This window comes from Streptacidiphilus alkalitolerans (assembly GCF_042511045.1).
GTDB lineage: Bacteria > Actinomycetota > Actinomycetes > Streptomycetales > Streptomycetaceae > Streptacidiphilus > Streptacidiphilus alkalitolerans.
The window spans coordinates 560,156-582,808 of record NZ_JBHEZX010000002.1; the positions used below are offsets into that span (position 1 = coordinate 560,156).

The window sequence follows — 22,653 nt, forward strand, 5'->3', positions numbered from 1 at the left end:
ATGAAGCAGATCGCCGAGTGGATCCAGACCAAGAACCCGGGTCTGGACCGCGAGCCGGACCCGCAGGAGGACCTGATCGAGGGCCGGCTGATCGATTCCCTGGACTTCCTGGAGTTCATCTACCTGCTGGAGGAGGTCTCCGGCCGCACCATCGACCTCCAGGAGGTCAGCGTCGACGACTTCCGCACCCTGGAGCGGATCGAGCAGCGCTTCCTGGCCTCCTCGTGACCACGGTCAGATTCGGCAGCTGCGACGCCGAACGGCAGTGGCGCCCCGAGGGCCTGGCGCAGCTGCCCGCCGTCCGGGACCGGCACGCCGAGCGGCTGATCCAGGGGATGGACGAGCTCCAGGCCGTGCTGTGCGGGCCTGAGGACGTCCTGCTCACCCACCACCGGCCGGATCCGGCGTTCGGCGAGGTTCTGCGTGCCGCCGGGTTCGGCGGCCGGCAGCTGCAGGTGCCGGGCGACCTGGCCGAGACCGTGGAACAGCGCCTCGCCGCCCACGGCCTGCCGCCGGAAGCCCAGCTCACCGGCGCCCGCGCCGAGCCGTACGCGGTGGTCCCCGACACCCACGCCGCGGTCAAGCAGGGCGGGTTGGAGGCGGAGCTGCCGGCGCTGGACGCGGTGCGGCTGGTGAACTCCAAGACCTGGTCCACCCGGCTGGACCTGCCCGGCGCCGGACGGATCGTCACCTCACTCGACCAGTTGCGCGAGGCCGCCCAGGGACCCTGCGTGGTCAAGGACCCCTACGGGGTCTCCGGCCAGGGCAACATCGTGCTCGACTCCCCCGCCCGGCTCGCCATGGTCGAACGCCATCTGCGACGGCAGCAGGAGCAGCGGCAGGACCGGATCGAGCTGGTGGTGCAGCCGCTGTTCGAGCGTCAGGACGACTTCGCCGCCCATCTGACCGTGGGTCGGGGCGGAGCGGTGGTCTGGCACGGCGTCCGGCAGATCCTCAACAACGGGCACTCCTACCGGGGCTCCGCGGCCCCCTCGCCGGAACTGCTGAGCCGGCTGGACCGGGCGGGCTACCGGGAGACCGCGGAGTCGGTGGCCGCCGCCGCGGCGGCCGAGGGCTACACCGGGCCGCTGTCCGTGGACTCCATGACGACCACGGCGGGCGAGCTGATCCCGGTCCTGGAGGTCAACGCGCGGCTCTCCCCCGCCCTGATCGCCCAACGCCTGGGCGTGCGGCTGCGGCTGGTCTTCGTCCCGGTCCCTGCCGAGGGGCACTACGCCCGGCTGGCGAACGCCCTCGACGAGGCCGGGCTGCTGGCGACCGCGAGCCGCCCCGGCGTCCTGCCGCTCGCGGCCGGTACCCTCGCCCCGCCGCGCGGCTGGCTCTTCTACGCCGTCACCGGAGCAGCCGATGACACCGAGCCCGAGCCCGACCTCGGCCCCGTCCTGGAACGACTCGTCTGAGCAGAAAAGAGGAACCCATGTCCGGCAACACCTACGGGCAGCAGGCAGCCGCGGACTACCGGGCGTCCCGGGAGATCCCCCGGGACGGTCTCGACAGCTGGCGCCGGGCCGTCGCCGAGGAGGCCGCGCTGAAGCCCGGTGCGACGCTGATCGACGTCGGCGCCGGGACCGGCGCCTTCGCCGCCGCGTTCCACGACTGGTTCGGCGTACGGGTGCTGGCCGTCGAGCCGGCCGAGGCGATGCGGGCACTGATCCCCGTCGCACCCGGGATCGAGGTCCTCGACGGAACCGGCGAGGCGCTGCCGGTCGCGGACGGCGCCGCCGACGCCGCCTGGCTCGGCTCGGTACTGCACCATCTGAGCGACCTCGGGGCGACCGCCCGGGAACTGCGGCGGGCGCTGAAGCCCGGAGCGCCGGTGCTGATCCGCAACGCCTTCCCCGGCCGCTGCGACCGCGACCTGCGGGTCCGGTTCTTCCCGGAGACCGCCCGCCAGATCGCCGACTACGCCAGCGTCGAACAGGTGACCGCGGCCTTCGCCGCCGAGGGCTTCCGGCAGGTCGCGCTGCGCTCCCTGCCGCAGCAGAACGCGCCCACCCTGGCCGCCTTCGCGGCCGGGCTGCGCCGCGCCTCCGACTCCAAGCTCCGCGCACTCAGCGACGAGGAGTACGAACGGGGCCTGGCCGCCCTGCACGCCGCGGCGGCGGCCGACCCCGCCGAACCCGCCGTCAGCTGGATGGACCTGCTGGTCCTGGCCTGACGCCGAATCCAGTGGCCCGTCCTCCGGCCCGCCTGCTTGGATACGGCCATGAACGCTCTCCCGCCCGGTTATGAAGTCTCCACCGACCCCGAACGCCTGGACCACGCGCTGATCCACCGGTGGCTGTCGCAGGACGCGTACTGGGCGCTCGGCCGGTCGCGGGAGAAGCAGGACCGCGCCATCGCCGGGTCCCTCAACTTCGGCCTCTACGACAGCGCCTCCGGCGCCCAGCTCGGCTACGCCCGGGTGGTCACCGACCGGGCCACCTTCGCCTGGCTCTGCGACGTCTACATCGCCCCCGAGGCCCGCGGCAAGGGCCTGGGCACCGCCCTGGCCGCCGCGGTCGGCGACCACCTCGCCCCGGACGGGCTGCGCCGGATCATGCTGGCCACCCGGGACGCCCACGCCGTCTACGCCAAGGTGGGTTTCGCTCCCCTGGCCGCGCCCGAGAAGTGGATGGCCCTCGGCGAGCAGTGACCAGCCCTTCGAGGTCTACGAGGCCAGCGGCAGTTCGGTGCGGTCGACCATCCCGGCCGCGGAGTCGGCCGAACCGGTGACCTGCTCCCGCAGTCCGCGGTCCTCCGTCCGCGGCGGATTGCGGTCGGCCGTGGACCCCCAGGCCCCGAGGACGACGACCACCAGGGCCGCCAGCAGCCCCCAGCCCGCGAAGGCCAGCACACCGGCGACGGCGACGCAGGAGATCGCGGCGGCGACCCGGGTGCGTCCGGACAGCAGCCGGACGGCGGCGGCGGTGCAGCCCAGGTAGACGACCAGGAACAGGGTGGTCGGGAAGGCCACCATCTGCGCGGTGGTGATCAGCCCGGTGCCGGTGCCGGTCAGCATCACGGCCCCGGTGACCACGATGCCCCACTGCAGCCGGCGCGAGCCCAGCCGGGCCCGGGCCGGGCCGCGGCGCGAGCGCAGGTCCGCGGCCAGGGCCGCGGCGCCGGAGAGGTAGGCGTTGGTGGCGGCGAGCGTCAGCACCACCGCGGCGCCGCCGGCGATCACCGGACCGGCCCCGCCCACCGCGACCCGCAGCAGGTCCGCCAGCGGGACGCTGCCGGCCCGGTCGCCGAGCACGGCGACCGTCGCCAGGGCCAGCGCGAGGTAGACCACGGCGGTCACCGCGAAGGCGATCATGATGACCCGCGGCAGCTGCCGTCCCGGGTCCCGCAGCCGGGCGGTCAGCGGGGCGATGGCCTCCCAGCCGACGAAGGACAGCATCAGCACCGAGGCGGCGCTGCCCAGCGCGGACCAGCCGTGCGGCGCGAACGGCGTCCAGTTGTCGGCCCGTGCGGCGGGCAGCGAGCCGATCACCGCGAACGCGACCAGGGCGACCAGCACCCCGACCAGGACCAGCTGCACCGTGGTCGTGGTCCGCGCGCCGCCCAGGGTCAGCGCGATCACCAGGGCCAGCAGCACCGCCGCCGCGACGGTGCTCAGCACCCGGCCGCCGCCGAACGGGGCCGCCACATAGCTGCCGCCGATCAGGCAGACCACCGGCGCCCCGCACACCGCCCCGGCCAGGAAGCACCAGCCGACCGCGCGGCCCGCCCGCGGACCGAGCCCGGCCTCGGCGTACGAGGCCACCCCGCCGCCGTGCGGCAGCAGCGTGCCCAGCGCGGTGAACACCCTGGCGAGCAGCGCCGAGAGGGCCAGCAGCCCGACCCAGCAGAGGATCGACGCGGGACCGGCGAGGTCGGCCGCCAGGCCCGGCAGGAGGAGGACGCTGGGCCCGAGCAGTGCGCCGATGTAGAGGGCGGCGCCCCGGGCGGTGGACAGACTCGGTGAATTCGTCATAGGACAAGCTTGCGCCAAAACGCGCGGCACGCGATGGCAAACATCCGCCCGCCGAACCCTCTCGGTGCACGAATATTCTGCGATCAGCTGGATAGGCTTGATTTCATGCCAGAGACTTCGTACGACAAGACCGATCTTGCCATCCTTGATCGGCTCCAGCGCGACGGCCGGATCGCCAATGTCGACCTCGCCGAGGCCATCGCCCTGTCCCCCTCGTCCTGCCTGCGCCGCACCAAGGCGATGGAAGGAGACGGGATCATCGCCGGCTACCGCGCCGAGCTCGACCGCGCCAGCGCGGGGCTCGGGCTGACCGTGTTCATCGCGCTCAAGGTCACCCAGCACTCCCGGGAGACCTCGCGGCAGATCGAGGCCGCGCTGATCGCCATCCCCGCCGTCGTCGCCTGCCACGTGGTCTCCGGCGAGGCGGACTTCCTGCTCGAGGCGGTGGTCCCGGACCTGGTCGCGTACGAGCGGATGCTGCTCGACCACATCCTGGCCATCGAGTCGGTCAAGGACGCCCGCAGCACCTTCGCCATCCGCACGGTGCTGAGCCGCGGACCGCTGCCGCTGGACCACCTGGCGCGGACGGCCAGGAGCTGACGCCGTCCCGGTGCCGGACATGGACCTGCGGGGCCCGGTGACCGGGCCCCGCAGGGGTTCACAGGCGCGTGGTCAGGATCACGGACCCGTGGTCAGGTAGGCCACCGTGGGACTTCCGGAGACCTGGCCGCCATTGTTGTTGATGATGTGGCTGATGGTGCCGGTGCCGCCGAGCGAGACCGTGACCATGTCGTGGAACGTGGTACCGCTGGTCGGCACCTCGATGGCGCGGTCCGCCTTCACCGCCGAGTTGGTGCTGAAGTAGCAGTAGACGCCGACGCCCCAGGCCTGGTGCGAGGTCACCGAGTTGGCGACCTTGTAGGAGGGGTAGCCGTTCTGGCCGCCGCCCGGTGTCCAACTGGCGTTGTTGGGAACGTCGTAGGGCATCTCGGACTGGTAGAAGTACGTCCGCCCGCCGTTGCCGTTCCACAGCGTCTGGTACTGCTGGTAGTGCTCGACCGCCAGCCCGTACATGGTGACGTTGGCACCGTTGACCACCAGGCCGTTGGCGGCCGTGTTGGTGCCCCAGCCGTAGGTGCCGTTGTTGCCGTGGTCGGCGCGCCAGATCCACAGGTCGCTGCCGATGGTGTTGGCGCTGTTGACCACCAGGGACTGGGTGGCCTTGCCGGCCACGTCACCGCCGACGCGGAAGAACACGTCCTGCAGCGTGGTCGGGTCGCTCGCGTGGCTCGCGGAGGAGCCCGCCGGGCCGATCTGCACCAGCGTGCCGCTGTTGGTGGTACCGGCGCTGATGATCAGTCCGGAGATGTTGATGCCGTCGACGTCGGCCGTGGTGATCGCGGTGACCCCGTTGTCCGGCATGAACGTGGCCAGGCCCAGGCCCAGCACCACGGTGTCGGGGCGGGTGATGTTCAGCGGCGCGTTCAGGTGGTACACACCGGGCGTGACCAGCAGGTTGAGCCCCGAGGACAGCGCCGCGTTGATGGTGGCGGCGGTGTCACCGGCCTTGACCACGTAGAACTGGCTGATCGGCAGCGAGGTGCCGGCCGTGCTGCCGCCGGTCCAGTCCGGGCCGGTGGCATTGGTGCGCAGCCCCGGGACCTCGACGTTGTACAGGCCGGTGGAGTCCACGTACAGGTACGGCTTCTCCTTGACCGTCGGCGTCTGCGCCACGTTGGTATAGGTCGGGAACGACTGCCCGGGGGCGCCGTTGTCGCCGACGAAGACCATGTTCCAGTTGGATCCGGCCCAGCTGCCCATGCTGGTGTCCTGGGTCAGGAACTGCTGCTGGGTACCGGAGTTGAGCTGGCCGGAGACCCGGGAGTCGCCGATGAAGCCGCCGGAGGACCAGTTGCTGCTGCTGTTGCCCGAGGTGTAGTCGTCCAGGGTCATGTTGCCGTGCACGTCCACCCGCCGGAACGGGTCGGCCTGCGAGACGGCCCACTCCAGCGTCCCCGAGCTCGGGGTGTCGGAGAGGTTCTCCACGTCGCGCCAGAAGTTCTGGGTCGCGTTGCCGCCGGACCAGGCCGCGTCCACGTGCACGCCGCCGCCGGTCAGCGAGACGTCGTCGGGGGACGCGCCGAGGCCGGCGACCTGGGTGTAGAAGCCGACCGGGACGTCCACGTTGTAGCTGCCGGGCTTGAACAGCAGCGCGTAGCGGTTGGTGCCGAACTGGTTGGACTGCTGCGAACTGTAGACCGAGTTGACGGTCGACTGGATCGAGGAGGCCGACATCGACGGGTCGAAGATCTTGACGTTCGGCCCCAGGTCGGGGTTGTTGGGGTTGCTCGGCGGGGTGGTGCCGCCGCCCCCGCCCACGGTGTTCAGCGCGAAGGACTGCGCGGCGGTGCCGTTGCAGGCGTACTGCTGCAGCTGCACCGCGTCGGCCGTGGACGCGCTGGGCACGTCCAGGCACAGGCCGCTGTTGTGGTTGACGAAGTGGTAGCGCCCGCTGCTCTCCAGCACCGGCTGCCACTCCTGGCTGCTGTAGCCGCCGTTGGCCCACAGGTGGATCACCGCGCCGTTCGCGGTGGACGGGCCGTCCACGTCGACGGCCGGCTGCGCGCCGTTGAAGTTGACGATCTCGTAGTAGCCGGAGTCGGCGCCCGCGCGGAACCCCCACTCCTGGGCAGTGGTGCCGTTGCAGGTGTACTGCTGCACGGCGGTCCCGTTGGCGGTACTGGCGGCAGCGGCGTCCACGCACTTGCCGCTGTTGTTCGCCACCAGGTTGTACCAGGACGAGGTCGAGACGGCGGCCTGGGCGCTGGTCATGCCGACGGCCGTGAGCGCGCCGGCGATGAGCACCGTGGCCGCGGCGGGACCGGCCAGTCCCCTGAGATGTTTCATGCTGCCCCTTCGCAACGGATGGATTGCGTTTCTGAAACATGAAGAGCAACAACGTCCGTCGATGCACATCTTGTACAGATCATTTACTGGCCCCCGCCTGCGAAAATGTCTGATAGAGCGCTCTCTGGAACAGGTGTTGCGCACACCCAAGCAGTCTGTTCCGGACGTGTCAAGATGTCCGCACATCGCCGCATGTCAGCCCTGGTCTATGCTCGGGACCGTGGAACACGTGCAGCAGACCAGCAGCCCCGCGGGCAGTGGCGCGACGGTCCGCGACCTCGCCGCCCGGCTCGGCCTGTCGGCCGCCACCGTCTCCCGCGCGCTCAACGGCCGCGCCCATGTCGCGGAGGAGACCCGCCGCCGGGTGCAGGAGGCCGCCGGGCAGCTCGGCAGCCCGGCCGCGCAGCCGCGGCCCCGCCCGCGCAGCGGCCCGGTACTGGTCCGCTGCCCCTACGAGCTGACCGACTACTTCGGCCCGATCGTCTCCAGCGTCGCCGAGACGCTGCGGGTGCACGGCCGCGAGGTGCTGCTCGACGCCGGAAACGCCGGCTACCACGACACCGTGCTCCGGCGGCTGCCCGCGCGCCGGGACATCGCCGGCGCCGTGCTGATCCTGCCGCCGGAGGAGCCCGCCGAGCTGGAGGCGCTGCGCGCCAGCGGGACGCCGTTCGCGGTGATCGACCCCCGGGTCCGGGTCCCGCGCGACGTGCTCTCCGTCGCCGCCGCCAACGCGGCCGGCGCCCAGGAGGCCACCGCGCATCTGGCCGCCCTGGGCCACCGCCGGATCGGCGTGGTCTCGGCCGCGCCGGCCCTGGCCGCCTCCGACGCCCGGATGACCGGGCACGCCACCGCGCTGGCCCAGGTCGGCGCCCTGGTCGACCCGGCGCTGGTCCGGGCCGGGGAGCCGGTCGCCGCCACCGGCTACGCCCTGGGCGGCGAACTGCTCGACCTGCCGCAGCGCCCCACCGCGGTGGTCTGCTTCAACGACAAGGTCGCCGTCGGCGTGCTCCAGGCCGCCGCCGAACGCGGGCTCCGGGTGCCCAGGGACCTCTCCGTCGTCGGCTTCGACGACTCCGACGTCAGCCGGGCCACCACCCCGCGGCTGACCACCGTGCGGCAGCCGCTGCTGGAGATGGGCAGCCTGGCCGCCAGCGCACTCGTCCGGATCCTGGAAGGCCACCGCGCCGAGGCCCTGCACATCGAACTCGCCACCCAGTTGATCGTCCGTGACAGCACATTCCGTGTGCCCGGCTGAGTGGAACCGCGGCGGATCTACCCCGTGGTAATCAAAGCATTTAAATCCCACTAGTATGCCCTTGCCACAGGGGGCACACGATCTGCAGCTGCGTCAGCAGGCTGGGCGGGACTGGTGCCGTGCTGCCCCTGGAACCATCGAAAGGCAGGGCATGTTCGGAATACCAGGGCGGGGAACCGTGCGGATCGCAGCCGCACTTCTGGCGACGGGGGCGTTCGCGGCGGGTGCGCTGACGGCGGCCACGTCGGCGTCCGCCGACCAGAACGGCAGCGCGGTCGCGACGCTCGGCAACGTGCTGCACGGCCAGACCGTGAACATCCCCCACGAGGGGCAGGGTGCGGCCGGTACGGTGGCGCTCAAGGAGGACGGCCAGAGCCTCGAGGTCTACTGCATCGACCTCTACCACGGCACGCGCTCCGGGGTGAAGTACCAGGAGACCGGCTGGGACCAGTCCGTGCTCTCGGACAACCCGGACCGCGGCAAGATCCAGTGGATCCTGGAGCACAGCTACCCGGTGCTCAGCGCGTCCGACCTGGCCAAGGAGGCCGGTGTCGGCAACCTGTCCCAGGACGAGGCGGCGGCGGCGACCCAGATCGCGATCTGGCACTTCTCCGACAAGACGGACGCGACCAGCAAGGACAGCACCACCACGGCGGTCGCCAACTGGCTGGAGCAGAACGCCACCAACGTCTCCGAGCCCGCTCCCTCGCTGGCCCTCTCCCCGGCCTCGGTCGCGGGCCAGAGCGGCGACAAGCTCGGACCGATCACGGTGACCACCAACGCCAAGTCGGTCGACCTCAAGTTCACCGCGCCCAGCGGCGTCCAGCTCGTCGACGGCAACGGCCAGGCCGTCACCAGCGCGGGCAACAACGACAAGCTGTACGTGAAGGTGCCCGCGGGCGCCGACGCGGGCACCGCGCAGCTCAGCGCCTCGACCACGACCAGCCTTCCGGTCGGTCGCGCGTTCAAGGCGCTGAAGGGCAACAGCCAGACGATGATCCTGGCCGGGACCGCTCCGGTGCAGGTCAACGCCGCTGCCACGGCGCAGTGGGCACCCAAGGGCCCGGTCCCGGCGGCCAACGCCACCGAGGACTGCAAGCAGGGCGGCCTGGACGTCACCGTGACCAACGGCGGCGACCAGCCCTGGACCGCGCAGATCGGCGACAAGTCCGTCACCGTCGCGCCGGGCGCCAGCGAGACCGTGCTGGTTCCGGTCAAGGAGGGTGACACCTACAACGTCACCGTCACCGGCCCGAACGGCTTCAGCAAGTCCTTCACCGGCGCGCTGAAGTGCCAGCCCACCGGCGGCGGCGGGACGCCCAGCGCCACCCCGTCGGACACGGCGACGGCCTCGGCCTCTGCCTCCTCCTCCGTCTCGGCCGCGGCGACCCCGTCGCCCTCCGCGACCGGTGGCCTGGCCGAGACCGGTGCCAGCAGCAGCACCCCGATCATCGCGGGTGTCGGCGCGGCCCTCGTGGTCATCGGCGGCGGCGTGGTGCTCTTCCTCCGCAAGCAGCGCGGCTCGCACGCGGGCTGATGCCCGCGTGCGCTGACGTGCCCACCGGCCCCGCCGCACCCGCGGCGGGGCCGGTGGTGTCTCCGCCTCGAAGACCGGCTGCGCACATACCCGGATGCGTCCCGGGCAGGCGCAGGACCCGGGGGCCGCACGGCCGGCGTCCCTCCGACCCCCGACGACAGGACCGGGCCCTTGCGTACCTTCACCAACCGCCTTGACGGCTACCAGCGCCGCCACCGCTGGCTCGGTATGCCGCTGGCCGTGCTCTACAAGTTCGTCGAGGACCAGGGCACCTACCAGGCCGCCCTGCTGACCTACTACGGCTTCGTGTCGCTGTTCCCGCTGCTCCTGCTGCTGACCACCGGCCTCGGCTTCGCCCTGCACGGGAACCCCCGGCTGCAGCAGCAGGTGCTGAACTCGGCACTGGGCCAGTTCCCGGTCGTCGGGGACCAGTTGGGCGCCAACATCCACTCCTTCCACGGCAATTCCTTCGCCCTCGCCGTGGGCGTCCTCGGCAGCGTCTACGGCGCGCTCGGCATCGCCCAGGCGGCCCAGAACGCCCTGAACCGGATCTGGGCCGTGCCGCACTACCGCCGCCCCAACCCGCTCAAGGGCCGGCTGCGCAGTCTGATCCTGCTGGCCATGCTCGGCGTCGGCGTCGTGCTCACCAGCGGCCTGGCGGCCCTGGCCGCCACCTCGCACGTCTTCGGCGTCGACATCAGTTGGGCGGCGCGGATCGGTGCCGTCGCGCTCTCGGTGGCCCTCAACTCGGCCCTGCTGATGCTGACCTACCGGGTGCTGACGGCCCGGGTGCTGAGCCGGGCGCAGCTGTGGCCCGAGGCCCTGGCCGGGGCGGTGGTCTGGCAGGGCTTGCTCGCCGCCAGCACCTACAGCGTGAGCCACACCCTGCGCGGCGCCACCGCCACCTACGGCATGTTCGCCATCGTGCTGGGCCTGCTGACCTGGCTCTACCTCGGGGCGATGACCTTCATCCTGTGCGCGCAGAGCGCCACGGTCCGCTCCCGCCGCCTCTGGCCCCGCAACCTGCTCGCCCCCTTCACCGACGACATCACCCTCACCGGCGCGGACAAGCGCGCCTACACCTCCTACGCCACCACCGAGTCCTACAAGCCCTACGAGGACATCCGCGTCCAGTTCGACCAGCCCCCGCCCCCGGCAGCCCCGGAAGAAGAAGAGCCGACCGGCCCGACGCCGGCCACCTGAGCAGCCCCGGCGTCGGGATCGCAGGCTGCACGCCCGGCCTGCTCCCGGCTCTCCATTGAGCGACGACCGGGGCCAATCCTTTTGCCGCTCGGCTCCGAATACCTGTGCTGGCTGCTGCTCACAGGAGACCCGGAGGCAAGGATGGCGATCGCCGTGCAGAAGAGGGACTGCGGCTACTGCCCCGAGCAGACTGCGGGGCCGCTACGGGGCGAGCGCGGGGGCCGGCGCGCGGCGCAGGACCATCCGGGCTGCTACGGGCGACTGTTGGCCGACCTCAGCGCCGTCGAGTCGGCCACCCGCACGGCCCGCGAGGCGTCCCGCCTGGCCGCACTGCAGACCGGGATCCTGCACTCCGAGGATCGGGCCCTCCTGGACGCCCAGGAGTGGGACCAGCCCGCCGGCCACCGGTACTGCGACGAGTGCCACTGTGACCGGCCCACCCTCGCAGTTGGTGCCGGCCTGCGATGGTGCCGGGTCTGCGCGGGGCGCCGGCTCACCGCCACCCGGGCCCTGGCCGAGGAGCACCCACGTCGGCACACTCCCGCGCTGCCGACGCTCAGGGCGTACTGACTTCCCGTCAATCCCTAAGCCCGCCTCAAGGCGGCCGTATGCCCGGCTATGGGTTTCCGCCTGGGGCAGTCGTGGCTTGACGGGGCATCTGGGGCAGGAAAGGATCGCCAGCATTCACGTTAGGAAAGCTTCCTAAACATGGAAGCCCTTTCTCGATGCTGACGAACCCTCACAGGAGACACCCCCTCATGGCCCCTCGTGCACACGGCCTGCGGCGTCGCAGGACCAAGGCCAAGCACCCCGCGGTGATCGTCGGAGGCTCGGCCCTCGCCGCCGGCGCCCTGGTCCTCACCGGCATACAGGCGATGGCCGCGACCGGCTCCCACCAGGCGACGACCACCACCGTCTCCACCTCCGCGCAGCTCAAGGCCGCGCTCGCCGCGGCCAAGCCCGGTGGCACCATCAGACTGGCCAACGGCACCTACTCGGGCCAGTTCAAGATCACCGCGGCCGGCACCTCCGCCGCCCCGATCACGCTGACCGGCGGCTCGGGCGCGGTGCTGACCTCCTCCGGCGGCAACGGCTACGGCCTGTGGCTCAAGGGCGCCCCGTACTGGCACCTGACCGGCTTCACCGTCGACAACTCCAGCAAGGGCGTGGTCCTGGACGCCTCCAGCCATGTCACCATCGACAGCCTGTCGGTCCACAACATCGGCTACGAGGGCGTGCACTTCCGCTCCGGCAGCGCCTACGGGGTCATCAAGAACTCCAGCGTCCACGACACCGGCACCAGCGAACCGTCCTACGGCGAGGGCGTCTACGTCGGCTCGGCCAACAGCAACTGGGGCCAGTACGCCGGGCCCACCGGGGTGGACGCCTCCGACTACGTCCAGGTCCTCAACAACAGGATCGGCCCGAACGTGGCGGCCGAGGGACTGGACATCAAGGAGGGCACCAAGGGCGGCACCGTCAGCGGCAACACCTTCGACGGCACCGGCGAGAAGAACCAGAACTCCGGCGACTCCACCATCGACGTCAAGGGCGACGGCTACACCGTCAGCGGAAACACCGTCAGCCACCCCTACACCGACGGCTTCCAGGTCCACAACGTCTACGCCGGCTACGGCTGCGGGAACACCTTCAGCGGCAACAGGTTCACCCTGGGCAGCGCGCCCGGCTACGGGATCAACGTCACCGACAACGCCAAGTGCGCCGCCAAGAACACCGTCACCGGCTCCAACACCTCCACCGGCGGCAAGGGCCTGACCAACATCCCCACCACGACGGGGGGCAAGGCCACCGCCACCGCCGCCCCCTCCTCCGCGAAGCCGACCGCCAAGCCATCGACGACGCCCAGTCCCACGCCCACCAAGTCCCAGCCCACGGCGCCGACTTCGGCCCCGGCCAGCAGCGCGGCGGGCCTGGACGACGCGCGCAAGAAGGAGATCGCGATGGAGCTCGTCTCCAGCGCGGAGAACTCCTCGCTGGACTGGAAGGCGCAGTACAGCTACATCGAGGACATCGGTGACGGCCGCGGCTACACCGCCGGCATCATCGGCTTCTGCTCCGGCACCGGAGACATGCTGGAGCTGGTCCAGGCCTACACCGCCACCGAACCCGGCAACGTCCTGGCCAAGTACCTGCCGGCGCTGAAGAAGGTCAACAACACCGACTCCCACACCGGGCTCGGCAACGCCTTCGTGGCCGACTGGAAGACCGCGGCCAAGGACACCGTCTTCCAGACCGCGCAGAACAACGAGCGCGACCGGGTCTACTTCAACCCGGCCGTCAACCAGGCCAAGGCGGACGGCCTGCGGGCGCTGGGCCAGTTCATCTACTACGACGCCATCGTCATGCACGGCCCCGGCGACGACCCCACCAGCTTCGGCGGGATCCGCGCGGCGGCCATGAAGAAGGCCAAGACCCCCGCCCAGGGCGGCAACGAGACCACCTACCTCAACGCCTTCCTGGACGCCCGCAAGGCCGCCATGCTCACCGAGGCCGCCCACGACGACACCAGCCGCGTCGACACCGAGCAGCGCGTCTTCCTCAACAACGGCAACCTCGACCTCAACCCGCCGCTCAGCTGGAAGACCTACGGCGACAGCTACACCATCAAGAGCTAGTTGTACCAACAGGTACACACAGGCACAGCTGCCGCGTACGCCCGCATCCCGGGGCGTACGCGGCAGCTGCCTGCGCGCCTATCCCGCAGACGGCTCCGGAACAGCGGCGTAGCGCTCGATCCGCGCCGGGCTCAGCCCCGCAGCCTCGGCGCGCCGGATCATCGCCGGACGCTCGGCCAGGGTGCGCCGAAAGGCCGCCAGTTCGGCCTGGGCCTCGGCGACGGCCGGGGTCGCCGCGGCGCGGGCGATCACCTCCGCCTCCTGCTCCGTCACCGGGACCTCGAGCCGCGGGACCGCCTCGGGGACCAGATCCGCCTCGTCCGCGGGCACCACGCGCACCAGGGCCTCGCCGTCCTCGGCGCCGAAGGCGTCCAGCCAGCCGTGGACCGCCGCGGTGTCCCAGCACTCCAGCTCCGGCAGCCGCCGGGCATCCACTCCCGGCGCCGCGTCCTGACCAGGCTGAACGATCACAAGCAGAGCCGAATCAGACACCGCGTCACTTCCTTCGGTAGGTCGAGCCTGCACTCTACCGAGCTGGGCCGAACGGCTTACGCCACGGCGCGCCGCGCTCGGATCGAGATCGTCGACCCAAGATCGTCATATAAATAGGCTGTCCTTTTTAGGATGATTTGACCTTGTGTTTGACCATCCTTGGGAGCAGCCCCGATGTCCCCAGCCGGAACCCGTCCGAGCAGCGTGGTGCGCAGCCCACTGCAGACAGCTCTCGCAGTGCTGCTGGTCATGTCGACCCTGTTCGCGCCCCTGCTGTCCGCCGCGAGCGCCGCGGTGGCCGCGGCTCCATTCGGCAAGGCCCGGGCCGCCGGCGCTCCCCTCGACTGCTCGGGCGGGACGATCTACGCCTACCAGCGCGGGTCGAACACCGCGGCCAACGGGACGCTGCTGTCGCTCGACGTCAGCACCCTCGGCTCGGCCACGCCCAGCACCGTCAACGCCACCGTGGTCAGCACCATGCCGGCGGGCTCGGGCCAGGCCAACGCCCTCGGCGTGACCCGGGGCGGCCTGGCCGCCTACGCGGTCGACCAGAGCCCGCCCAGCAGCGGCTCGGTCCACGTCTACGGCTACAACGCGCTCACCCAGACCTGGTCGACCTACACCGGGACGGCGGGGACCGGGAACAACTTCGTCGCGGGCGCGGTGAACCGGGCCAACGGCATCTACTACTACGCCAGCTTCGGGACGGGCACCTCCACCCGGCCCGGCACGGCGACCCTCTACGGATTCAACACCACGACGAACACCGCCATCCCCGGCATCATCGGCACCTTCGCGCTGCCGATCGCCAGCAACATCGCCGTCAACGGCGACATCGCCTTCGACGCCCTCGGCAATATGTACGCGCTGGCCTCGGCCGGCACCGCCTCCGGCATCAGCCGGGTGTCCGGGCCGCTCCCCACCACCGGTTCAACCAACGGGACGGCGCTGACCAGTACGGTCCTCAGCACCCTCCCCAACCCCAACAGCAACAGCTACAACGGCATGGCGTTCAACAACGCCGGCCAGATGTTCGTGGAGTTCAGCAGCACCAGCACCACCTTCATCGAGGGGCTCAACCCCAACACCGGCGCCGTCCTCTCCGGCCCGAAGGGCTACTCCAACAACAACTTCCTCTCGGTGGACCTGGGGGCCTGTTCCACCAACCCGACCCTGAGCCTGCAGAAGAACGTGGTCGGACGGTTCGTCACCTCGCCCGGCTCCAATGACCAGTTCGGCCTGGAGATCACCGGTGGCGGCATCTCCGGCGGCAACACCGCCACCACCGCCGGCACCGCCACCGGCGTCCAGCCGCAGGTGGCCGGCCCGGTGATCACCGTCTCCGGGACCAGCTACACCCTGGCCGAGACCGCGGCCTCCGGCGGCAGCCTCGCCAACTACACCACGGCCTACGCCTGTGTCGACGCCGCCAACGGCAACGCCCCGGTCTCCTCGGGGACGGGCACCAGCTTCCCGCTGGTCTTCCCGGCCACCCGGGTGGACGCCAACACCCCCAACGTCGCCTGCACCTTCACCAACACGCCCAAGGCCCCGGCGCCGTCCCTCACCATCGTGAAGTCGGCCGCTCCGACGACCATCACCGCCGCCGGCCAGAACGTGGCCTACTCGTTCCTGGTCACCAACACCGGCAATGTCGCGCTGAGCGGCGTCTCCGTCGCCGAGACCGCGTTCTCCGGCACCGGCGCCACGCCGGTCGCGACCTGCCCGGCGGGCGCCGCCTCACTGGCCCCCGGCGCGTCGGTGACCTGCACCGCGAGCTACCCCGCCACCCAGGCGGACATCAACGCCGGACGGATCACCAACACCGCCGTGGCCAGCGGCACCCCGCCGTCCGGCACGGCGGTCACCTCGCCGCCGTCCAGCGCCACGGTGACCGCCACCGCCAATCCGGCGCTGCTGGTGGTCAAGTCGGTGGACGCCACCCAGCTGAACGTGACCGGCCAGGTGCTGCACTACTCCTTCGTGGTGACCAACACCGGCAATGTCACCCTGCACACGGTGACCGTCACCGACACCGCCTTCTCCGGCACCGGCACCCCGCCGGTGATCACCTGCCCGGCCGGCGCCGCCTCGCTGGCACCGGCGGCCTCGGTCACCTGCACCGCCAGCTACACCCTGAACCAGGCCGACATCGACGCCGGGAAGGTCACCAACACCGCCACCTCGACCGGTACGCCCCCCACCGGGCCCCCGGTCACCTCGCCGCCCTCGACCGTCACCGTCCCCAACGTCCCCAAGCCGTCCCTCAGCGTGGTCAAGTCGGCCGTGCCGACCACGGTCACCGCGGCCGGTCAGAACGTGGACTACTCGTTCCTGGTCACCAACACCGGCAATGTCACCCTGCACACGGTCACGGTCGCCGACACCGCCTTCTCCGGCACCGGCACCCCGCCGGTGATCACCTGCCCGGCCGGCGCCGCCGCCATGGCCCCGGGCGCGTCCGTGACCTGCACCGCGAGCTACAGCGTCACCCAGCCGGACATCAACGCCGGCAAGGTCACCAACACCGCCGTCGCCACCGGCACCCCGCCGACCGGACCCGCCGTCGACTCACCCCCCTCCAGCGCCACCGTCACCGCCACCGCCAACCCGGCGCTGACCGTCGTCAAGTCGGCCGTGCCGACCACGGTCTCGGCGGTCGGCCAGGGCGTGGACTACTCGTTCCTGGTCACCAACACCGGCAACGTCACCCTCAGCGGAGTGACGGTGGCCGAGACCGTGTTCACCGGCAGCGCGACCGCGCCCGTGGTCAGCTGCCCGGCCGGAGCGGCTTCACTGGCCCCGGGCGCGTCCGTGACCTGCACCGCGAGCTACAGCGTCACCCAGCCGGACATCAACGCCGGCAAGGTCACCAACACCGCCGTCGCCACCGGCACCCCGCCGACCGGACCCGCCGTCGACTCACCCCCCTCCAGCGCCACCGTCACCGCCACCGCCAACCCGGCGCTCAGCCTGGTCAAGTCGGCCGCGCCCGGCATGGTCAGCGCGGCCGGACAGCAGGTGGCGTACTCGTTCCTGATCACCAACACCGGCAATGTCACCCTCAGCGGAGTGGCGGTGCAGGAGATCGCCTTCTCCGGCTCCGCACCGGCGCCCGCCGTCAGCTGCCCGGCGGGCGCCGCCTCGCTGGCGCCGGGTGCGTCGGTGACCTGCACCGCCGACTACACCGTCACCCAGACCGACATCAACGCCGGGCAGATCACCAACAACGCCATGGCCACCGGCACGCCGCCCACCGGACCGACCGTCAACTCGCCCCCGTCCGACGCCACCGTGACCGCCACCCCCGCCCCGGCGCTGGACCTGGTGAAGTCGGCCTCGCCGAAGGCGGTCACCGCCGCCGGCCAGAGTGTGAGCTACTCCTTCCTGATCACCAACAGCGGCAATGTCACCCTCAGCGCCGTGACCGTGACCGAGTCCGTGTTCACCGGGACCAGCACCGCCCCCGTGGTCAGCTGCCCGGCGGACGCGGCCTCGCTGGCCCCCGGCGCGTCCGTGACCTGCACCGCGGACTACACCGTCACCCAGACCGACATCAACACCGGCCGGATCGACAACACCGCGGTCGCCCACGGCACCCCGCCCAACGGGCCGACCGTCGACTCGCCGCCGTCCAGCACCACCGTGACCGCCACCGCCAACCCCGCGCTGACGGTCGTCAAATCGGTCGACGCGACCCGGCTGACCGCAGCCGGCCAGGTCCTGCACTATGCGTTCCTGGTGACCAATTCCGGCAATGAGACCCTCACCGACATCACGGTCCACGAGACCGCCTTCTCCGGGACCGGCACCGCGCCGGTGATCAGCTGCCCGGCCGGCGCCGCCTCGCTGGCACCGGCGGCCTCGGTCACCTGCACCGCCGACTACACCGTCACCCAGGCCGACATCGACAGCGGCCACCTGGCCAACACCGCCGACGCGACCGGCAACCCGCCGTCCGGGCCGCCGACCAGCTCGCCCCCGTCCTCGGTGGACGTGCCCAACACCCCGGCCCCCGCCCTCACCGTCGTGAAGTCCGCCTCGCCGACCACGGTCAGCGCGGCCGGCCAGAAGGTCGGGTACTCGTTCCTGGTCACCAACACCGGCAATCTCACCCTCACCGCGGTGACCGTCAGGGACACCGCCTTCACCGGCACCGGAACCCCGCCGGTGATCACCTGCCCGGCCGCAGCCGCATCGCTCGCCCCCGGCGCGACCGTGACCTGCACCGCGGCCCCGTACAGCGTCACCCAGGCCGACATCAACGCCGGGAAGATCAGCAACACCGCCGTCGCCACCGGGACTCCCCCGTCCGGGCCGCCGGTCGACTCGCCGCCGTCCAGCGCCACGGTGACCGCCGAACGGCACCTGGGGTTCAGCCTGCTGAAGAGCAGCACGACCAAGGAGATCACCGCCGCGGGCCAGAAGGTCCCGTTCACCTTCCTCATCACCAACACCGGCAATGTCACCCTCGTCCGCCTGCTCGTCAGGGAGACCGCGTTCAACGGCAGCGGAAAGCTCGCCGTGACCTGCCCGGCAGGCGTCACCTCGCTGGCCCCCGGGGCGACCCTGCTCTGCACCGCCGTCTACACGGTCACCCAGGCCGACCTCAAGCACAGCACGCTGAGCAACACCGCCGTGGTCGGCGGCAACCCGCCGTCGGGCCCGCCCGCCGACTCGCCGCCGTCCGGCGTCCGGATCCCGATCAAGCCCAAGCCCGTCCCCACACCGACGCCCACGCCCACTCTGAAGCCCACCCCCACCCCCACTCCCACTCCCTCGACGCCGCCCGGCCACATGGCCGCGACCGGGGTGTCCGCCCCGCTGGGCTACCTCGCCGCTGCCGCGCTGGTCGCCTCGCTCCTCGGCGGCACCGGCCTGCTCCTGGCCCGCCGCCGCCGACACTAGGCAGGCGGCAGGCACTGGGCCTGCCGCACCGAGTCGCGGAATGGACAAAAGCCGGAATGACCGGGCAGAGCCTGCGGTTGTCAGCCAAGGCTCTATCCGATCCTTCCCGCTGCAGGAGTCACACGTGACCATCAGTTCCCCCGGTTCCCCCGCCGTTCGCGCGGCCCAGGTCCTGAACCGGCCCATCACCCTGGGCGGGCTGACCGTCCCCAACCGCATCGTGATGGCGCCCATGACCCGCAAGCGATCCCCCGGCGGCGTCCCGGGCGAGGACGTGGCCGGGTACTACGCCCGCCGCGCGGCCTCGGGCGTCGGCCTGATCGTCACCGAGGGCACCTATGTGGGCCACGAGTCCGCCGGGCAGAGCGACGACGTGCCGCGCTTCCACGGCGAGGAGCAGCTGGCCGGCTGGGCCAAGGTCGCCGAGGCCGTCCACGCGGCGGGCGGAACGATCGTGCCGCAGCTGTGGCACGTCGGCATGGTGCGCAGCGCGGGCGAGCCCCCGTTCGCCGACGCCCCCGCGGTCGGCCCCTCGGGCCTCCGGCTGGACGGCACCGAGGGCGGCGGCCGGGCGATGACCCAGGACGACCTGGACGAGGTCGTCGCGGCGTTCGCCACGGCCGCCGCCGATGCCGAACGGAACGGCTTCGACGGGGTCGAACTGCACGGCGCCCACGGGTATCTGATCGACCAGTTCCTCTGGTCCGGCACCAACCGCAGGTCCGACGCCTACGGCGGTGACCCGGTGGCCCGCACCAGGTTCGGCGCCGAGATCGTGGCCGCGGTGCGCAAGGCCGTCTCGCCGGACTTCCCGGTGATCTTCCGCTTCTCGCAGTGGAAGTCCGGCAGCTACGACGCCCGGCTCGCCGCGACCCCGGCCGAGCTCGACGCGCTCCTCGCCCCGCTCGCCGAGGCCGGCGTGGACGTCTTCCACGCCTCCACCCGCCGCTACTGGCTGCCCGAGTTCGACGGCTCCGACCTGAACCTGGCCGGCTGGACCAGGAAGCTCACCGGCAAGCCGGTCATCACGGTCGGCTCGGTCGGCCTCGACGGCGACTTCATCAACGGCTTCCGCGGCGAGGGCGCCCAGGTCAGGGGCATCGACGACCTCCTGGACCGACTGGAACGCGGCGAGTTCGACCTGGTCGCCGTCGGCCGCGCGCTCCTGCAGGACCCCTCCTGGGCCGCCAAGGTCCTCGACGGCCGCTTCGACGAACTCGCCCCGTACGAGGCCTCAGCCCTCCGCGTCCTCAGCTGACACCGGGCAGCGGTTCCGGGGGCGGCGGCCGGCGGGACTCGCCGCCGCCCCCCGGGTGGCAGGGGCGCCTGGGACGGCAGACCATGGAAGGACGCCGACCGGAGCGCAGCAAGGTGATCGGAGGCACGGGAGCAACACGGTGCGCAATCGCGTCCCGCGTGGTCTTGAGCAGCGGAGATCCCTGATGACAGTCCAGCAACCGACCCGTGTCCAGGCAGGCGCCAGTCCCGCTTCACCCGCACGCCGCAAGGGGATCTCGATTCCTCGCGGGGTGGTGTTCGCGGCGGTGGTCATGGCGGTCAGCGGCATCCTCAGCATCCTGCAGGGCGCCGCCGCGGTCGCGCACAACGCTCCCTACGCGGGCGGCCTGCACTACGCCTACCGGTTCAATGTCTCGGCATGGGGCTGGATCCACCTGCTGTCCGGTGTCGCTCTCGTGGTCATCTCCGTGTTCCTGCTGAGCGGAATGCTGTGGGCCCGATGGGCCGGGGTGCTCTTCGCTGCCACCACCATGGCCCTGCAGTTCATCTTCCTGCCCTACTACCCGGCCTGGGCGCTGACGGTCATCGCCCTGGACGTCGTCATCCTGTGGGCGCTCCTGATCCACGCGAGCGAACCGGACTGACCACCGCAACCCGTGCCCGCCGACGAGTCCGCCGAGGAGGCACCGTGCTGCGGATCGAAGCTGTCGAGCCCGGCCCCGACGAGGAGGCCCTCTACCGGGAACTGTTCGCTCCGCTGTCCAGGCCCATGCCCGCGTCCATGCCCGTGTCCGAGCCGCCGAGCGAGGGCGGCCCGGGCCACTGGACCGCACCCGCGGGGGTGCTCGCGGCCCGGGAGGACGGCGCCCTGCTCGCCTGGGTGCTCTACTTCGCGCAGGAGCCGGGCAGCGCCCGTGCCGTGCTGCAGTGGGTCACGGTCGCACGCGAACGGCAGCGCATCACCACCGGCTACAACACCGAGCACCCCGGCACCGCCGCCGAGGTCGACACGCTCGCCGCGCTGGCGACCGAGGCGGCCCGCGCCGCCGCAGCCGCCGGCTACACCCGTCTGCGCTGGCAGCCTGCCGAACCGGATCTCGCCGAGGGCCTCGCCCGGCGACTGCGGGCGCGCACCGAGCACGAGGACGGCTTCACCTTCTACGAACTCCCGCTCCGGCGGCCCTGATCCCCCGTGGCTCCGGGGGCCGGTCCCGGGGGCTTGTCAGGGGCATCGGCGGCTCATAACCTTACTGACTAGTAAGTTTGCTTGCGATCAAGGGAATCGGACCGTGGGCGAGCCGCCAGGGAGGGACCCCTCATGAGTACTGTGGCACAGCTGCCGCGCGGATTCGCCGCGCTCGTCCGACCCGAGCTGCCGAGCCTGCTGAAGGAGATCCGGGAGGAGATCCGCACCGCGGTCCCGCACTACGCCCGGCAGTTGGACGGCCCGTACGCACGGGCCGTGCAGATGAGCGTGGAACTCAGCGTGGCCGGCTTCGTCGACCGCTCGGCCGATCCCGCCACCGCCGCGGCGGCCACGGTCCGGCGGGACAAGCTCTACCACCGCATCGGGCGCTTCGAGGCGTACGAGGGGCGCGGTCTCGAGGACCTGGAGACCGCCTTCCGCACCGGCGCCCGGGTCTGTCTGCGCAGGGGCGAACTCCTGGGAAAGCGGCACCAGTTACCGTCCTCGCTGCTGCTCGCCTACGCCGACCGCATCCTGGCCTACGGCGAGGAGCTGATCGAGGTGGCCCGCGGGGGCTACCTGGAGGCCCGCGCCGAGATGGAGGGCAGCCGGGAGGGCCACCGCCGCCGCCTGCTCAGGCTGCTGCTCGCCGGAACCCCGCTCCCGTCCACCGAGCTCGACGAACTCGCCGACCAGGCCGCCTGGCCGATGCCCCGCCAGGTCACCCTGGTGGCGCTCAGGCGCGGCGCCCTGCCCACCCGCAGCGCGCTCGGCGGGGACGTCCTGGTGGACCTCGCCGACTCGCAGCCGCACGCGATGATCCCCGGCCCGGTGGACGAGGACCGCAGGGCGCTGTTCCGCGCGGCCCCCAGCGACATCGTCGCCGCGATCGGGCCCACCGTGGCCACCTGCGACGCGGCACGCTCCCTGTACTGGGCCCGGCGGACGCTGGCCCTGGTCGCGAGCGGCGCCCTCCCCCGGCAGCCGGTCACCTACACCGACGAGCACCTGGTGACCCTGTGGCTGGCGGAGGACCCGGCCCTGGTCCGCGCGCTGGCACGGCGCCACCTCGGTCCGCTCGCCGACCTGACCGGCGCGCAGCGGGAGCGCCTGGTGGAGACCCTGCGGGCCTGGCTGGCCACCCACGGAAACGCGGTGCGGATGGCGGAGCAGCTGCGGCTGCACCCGCAGACCGTCCGCTACCGGATGCGCCTGGTCGAGCAGCTGCTGGGACCCACGCTGCACGACCCGGAAGGGCGACTGGCCGTCGAGATCGCCCTCCGCGGCTGGCAGCCCGCGCAGGCGTAACGG

General features: G+C 71.8%; 18 protein-coding genes and 1 pseudogene. 16 read left to right on the top strand and 3 right to left on the bottom strand.

Annotated elements, in window-relative coordinates:
• Genes ACEZDG_RS06210 through ACEZDG_RS06225 form a run of 4 tightly spaced genes read left to right on the top strand, consistent with a single transcriptional unit; the run spans position 1 to position 2,656 of the window.
• On the top strand, positions 1-228 hold the full coding sequence (locus ACEZDG_RS06210) for an acyl carrier protein (protein ID WP_380503864.1): 228 nt from the start codon (positions 1-3) through the stop codon (positions 226-228).
• Positions 225-1,421, top strand: a complete 1,197-nt coding sequence (locus ACEZDG_RS06215; RefSeq protein ID WP_380503503.1) for a hypothetical protein — start codon at positions 225-227, stop codon at positions 1,419-1,421. Before ACEZDG_RS06210 ends, ACEZDG_RS06215 begins: the two co-directional genes overlap by 4 nt.
• Positions 1,422-1,438: 17 nt before the next feature.
• On the top strand, positions 1,439-2,179 hold the full coding sequence (locus ACEZDG_RS06220) for a class I SAM-dependent methyltransferase (RefSeq protein WP_380503506.1): 741 nt from the start codon (positions 1,439-1,441) through the stop codon (positions 2,177-2,179).
• Between the two features lie 48 nt (positions 2,180-2,227).
• Positions 2,228-2,656, top strand: a complete 429-nt coding sequence (locus tag ACEZDG_RS06225) for a GNAT family N-acetyltransferase (RefSeq protein WP_380503509.1) — start codon at positions 2,228-2,230, stop codon at positions 2,654-2,656.
• A gap of 15 nt (positions 2,657-2,671) precedes the next feature.
• On the opposite strand, the gene ACEZDG_RS06230 is transcribed toward ACEZDG_RS06225, so the two are convergent.
• Positions 2,672-3,979, bottom strand: coding sequence for an APC family permease (locus ACEZDG_RS06230; RefSeq protein ID WP_380503512.1), 1,308 nt, complete (start codon positions 3,977-3,979; stop codon positions 2,672-2,674).
• A 105-nt stretch (positions 3,980-4,084) separates the two neighbouring features.
• Here ACEZDG_RS06230 and ACEZDG_RS06235 point away from each other — a divergent pair, with 105 nt between their 5' ends.
• Positions 4,085-4,579 carry an Lrp/AsnC family transcriptional regulator gene (locus ACEZDG_RS06235; protein WP_380503515.1) on the top strand — a complete coding sequence of 165 codons (495 nt, stop codon included), beginning with the start codon at positions 4,085-4,087 and terminating at the stop codon, positions 4,577-4,579.
• 78 nt (positions 4,580-4,657) lie between these two features.
• On the opposite strand, the gene ACEZDG_RS06240 is transcribed toward ACEZDG_RS06235, so the two are convergent.
• A complete protein-coding gene (locus ACEZDG_RS06240; protein WP_380503518.1) occupies positions 4,658-6,886 on the bottom strand; it encodes an RICIN domain-containing protein in 2,229 nt (742 codons plus the stop codon).
• 220 nt (positions 6,887-7,106) lie between these two features.
• On the opposite strand from ACEZDG_RS06240, the gene ACEZDG_RS06245 reads away from it, so the two are divergent.
• The 6 genes and pseudogenes from ACEZDG_RS06245 (at position 7,107) to ACEZDG_RS06270 (ending at position 13,517) form a co-directional block, all read left to right on the top strand.
• On the top strand, positions 7,107-8,141 hold the full coding sequence (locus ACEZDG_RS06245; RefSeq protein WP_380503520.1) for a LacI family DNA-binding transcriptional regulator: 1,035 nt from the start codon (positions 7,107-7,109) through the stop codon (positions 8,139-8,141).
• Positions 8,142-8,319: 178 nt separating this feature from the next.
• The gene (locus tag ACEZDG_RS06250; protein WP_380503523.1) at positions 8,320-9,678 is read left to right on the top strand and encodes a Cys-Gln thioester bond-forming surface protein; all 1,359 of its coding nucleotides are present in this window, start codon (positions 8,320-8,322) and stop codon (positions 9,676-9,678) included.
• Positions 9,679-9,849: 171 nt separating this feature from the next.
• Positions 9,850-10,881: a YihY/virulence factor BrkB family protein gene (locus tag ACEZDG_RS06255; RefSeq protein ID WP_380503526.1), complete on the top strand. Its 1,032-nt coding sequence runs from the start codon at positions 9,850-9,852 to the stop codon at positions 10,879-10,881.
• Between the two features lie 141 nt (positions 10,882-11,022).
• Complete coding sequence (locus ACEZDG_RS06260; protein WP_380503530.1) at positions 11,023-11,451, top strand: hypothetical protein; 429 nt, start codon at positions 11,023-11,025, stop codon at positions 11,449-11,451.
• Between the two features lie 305 nt (positions 11,452-11,756).
• Positions 11,757-12,374, top strand: a pseudogene (locus ACEZDG_RS06265) (right-handed parallel beta-helix repeat-containing protein); the annotation flags it as partial.
• Positions 12,375-12,653: 279 nt separating this feature from the next.
• Complete coding sequence (locus ACEZDG_RS06270; protein WP_380503867.1) at positions 12,654-13,517, top strand: chitosanase; 864 nt, start codon at positions 12,654-12,656, stop codon at positions 13,515-13,517.
• A 78-nt stretch (positions 13,518-13,595) separates the two neighbouring features.
• Here the strand turns inward: ACEZDG_RS06270 and ACEZDG_RS06275 are convergent, their stop codons facing one another.
• A complete protein-coding gene (locus ACEZDG_RS06275) occupies positions 13,596-14,042 on the bottom strand; it encodes a DUF6003 family protein (RefSeq protein ID WP_380503533.1) in 447 nt (148 codons plus the stop codon).
• A gap of 141 nt (positions 14,043-14,183) precedes the next feature.
• Here ACEZDG_RS06275 and ACEZDG_RS06280 point away from each other — a divergent pair, with 141 nt between their 5' ends.
• From ACEZDG_RS06280 to ACEZDG_RS06300, 5 genes are all read left to right on the top strand, one after another.
• Positions 14,184-18,917: a beta strand repeat-containing protein gene (locus ACEZDG_RS06280; protein ID WP_380503536.1), complete on the top strand. Its 4,734-nt coding sequence runs from the start codon at positions 14,184-14,186 to the stop codon at positions 18,915-18,917.
• Between the two features lie 124 nt (positions 18,918-19,041).
• Positions 19,042-20,175 carry an NADH:flavin oxidoreductase gene (locus ACEZDG_RS06285; protein WP_380503539.1) on the top strand — a complete coding sequence of 378 codons (1,134 nt, stop codon included), beginning with the start codon at positions 19,042-19,044 and terminating at the stop codon, positions 20,173-20,175.
• A gap of 184 nt (positions 20,176-20,359) precedes the next feature.
• A complete protein-coding gene (locus tag ACEZDG_RS06290) occupies positions 20,360-20,800 on the top strand; it encodes a DUF7144 family membrane protein (RefSeq protein ID WP_380503542.1) in 441 nt (146 codons plus the stop codon).
• Between the two features lie 44 nt (positions 20,801-20,844).
• Positions 20,845-21,342, top strand: a complete 498-nt coding sequence (locus ACEZDG_RS06295; RefSeq protein WP_380503544.1) for a hypothetical protein — start codon at positions 20,845-20,847, stop codon at positions 21,340-21,342.
• A gap of 132 nt (positions 21,343-21,474) precedes the next feature.
• Positions 21,475-22,650: a PucR family transcriptional regulator gene (locus ACEZDG_RS06300; RefSeq protein WP_380503547.1), complete on the top strand. Its 1,176-nt coding sequence runs from the start codon at positions 21,475-21,477 to the stop codon at positions 22,648-22,650.
• The last annotated feature ends 3 nt before the right edge of the window (positions 22,651-22,653 follow it).

Excerpts from the sequence above, each read along its gene's own strand:
- ACEZDG_RS06210 (WP_380503864.1), top strand. The coding sequence starts at position 1 with ATGAAGCAGATCGCCGAGTGGATCCAGACCAAGAACCCGGGTCTGGAC.
- ACEZDG_RS06220 (WP_380503506.1), top strand. The coding sequence starts at position 1,439 with ATGTCCGGCAACACCTACGGGCAGCAGGCAGCCGCGGACTACCGGGCG.
- ACEZDG_RS06225 (WP_380503509.1), top strand. The coding sequence starts at position 2,228 with ATGAACGCTCTCCCGCCCGGTTATGAAGTCTCCACCGACCCCGAACGC.
- ACEZDG_RS06230 (WP_380503512.1), bottom strand. The coding sequence starts at position 3,979 with ATGACGAATTCACCGAGTCTGTCCACCGCCCGGGGCGCCGCCCTCTAC.
- ACEZDG_RS06235 (WP_380503515.1), top strand. The coding sequence starts at position 4,085 with ATGCCAGAGACTTCGTACGACAAGACCGATCTTGCCATCCTTGATCGG.
- ACEZDG_RS06240 (WP_380503518.1), bottom strand. The coding sequence starts at position 6,886 with ATGAAACATCTCAGGGGACTGGCCGGTCCCGCCGCGGCCACGGTGCTC.
- ACEZDG_RS06260 (WP_380503530.1), top strand. The coding sequence starts at position 11,023 with ATGGCGATCGCCGTGCAGAAGAGGGACTGCGGCTACTGCCCCGAGCAG.
- ACEZDG_RS06280 (WP_380503536.1), top strand. The coding sequence starts at position 14,184 with ATGTCCCCAGCCGGAACCCGTCCGAGCAGCGTGGTGCGCAGCCCACTG.
- ACEZDG_RS06290 (WP_380503542.1), top strand. The coding sequence starts at position 20,360 with ATGACAGTCCAGCAACCGACCCGTGTCCAGGCAGGCGCCAGTCCCGCT.
- ACEZDG_RS06300 (WP_380503547.1), top strand. The coding sequence starts at position 21,475 with ATGAGTACTGTGGCACAGCTGCCGCGCGGATTCGCCGCGCTCGTCCGA.